Origin of the sequence: Shewanella sp. SG41-4, from assembly GCF_014164505.1 — a bacterium.
Classification (GTDB): Bacteria; Pseudomonadota; Gammaproteobacteria; order Enterobacterales; family Shewanellaceae; genus Shewanella.
In genome coordinates this window covers 1-1,002 of sequence record NZ_JACJFI010000686.1, presented here as the reverse complement: position 1 = coordinate 1,002, position 1,002 = coordinate 1, and the positions used below count along the sequence as shown (strand labels likewise).

Sequence of the window (1,002 nt, the reverse complement as noted above, 5' to 3'; positions counted from 1 at the left end):
CTTAACCGTGTCAGGTCAGTTAAACGCTGAAACGTATGCTTGTGCATTATCTAAAGTGTATACCTTTGGCCCAACGTTCCGTGCCGAAAACTCAAACACCACTCGCCACCTTGCAGAATTCTGGATGGTTGAGCCTGAAGTGGCATTCGCAACGTTAGATGATGCGGCTGAGTTAGCGGAAAAAATGTTGAAATTCGCGTTCAGTGCAGTGCTTGAAGAACGCATGGATGATTTAAACTTCTTTAACGAACGTGTTGATAAAACCGTTATCGAACGTTTACAAGCATTCGTAAGCAGTGATTTTGCTCAAGTGGATTACACTGATGCGGTTGAAATCCTTAAAAACTGTGGTAAGAAGTTTGAATTCGCAGTTGAATGGGGTATTGATTTACAATCTGAGCATGAACGCTACTTAGCTGAAGAGCATTTTAAAGCGCCTGTTGTAGTTAAGAACTACCCGAAAGACATTAAAGCTTTCTACATGCGCTTAAACGATGATGGTAAGACCGTTGCCGCAATGGACGTATTAGCACCAGGTATTGGTGAAATTATCGGTGGCGCACAGCGTGAAGAGCGTTTAGACGTGTTAGATGCACGTTTAGCTGAAATGGATTTAAGCCAAGAAGATTACTGGTGGTATCGTGACCTACGTCGTTATGGCACAGTACCTCATTCAGGCTTTGGTTTAGGTTTTGAGCGTTTAGTGTCGTATGTGACTGGCGTTAACAACATTCGTGATGTTATCCCATTCCCACGCGCTCCACGTTCAGCCAGTTTCTAATTATCTCGATAAGATGAAACTACATAAACGCGCCAATTGGCGCGTTTTTTATTAACGATAATTTAATGCTAAAGGGAAATACCAATATTTCTTCTACCAATAAAAATTTAGAAGCACAACATCGACACTTAGGAGGATTTTTCCAAAAATTGGGGTTTTAGCTTATCAATAAAAGAAGCCCGTTAAATGAGCAGGCTCCTTATTAGACATTATCTGTCGAT

The 1,002-nt window shown here is 41.3% G+C and carries 1 protein-coding gene; it reads left to right on the top strand.

Annotated features, from left to right (window positions below; genetic code table 11):
• On the top strand, positions 1–781 hold a 781-nt coding region (gene asnS, locus H5202_RS23275; RefSeq protein WP_182774087.1), incomplete at its 5' end, for an asparagine--tRNA ligase.
• Positions 782–1,002 lie beyond the last annotated feature (221 nt).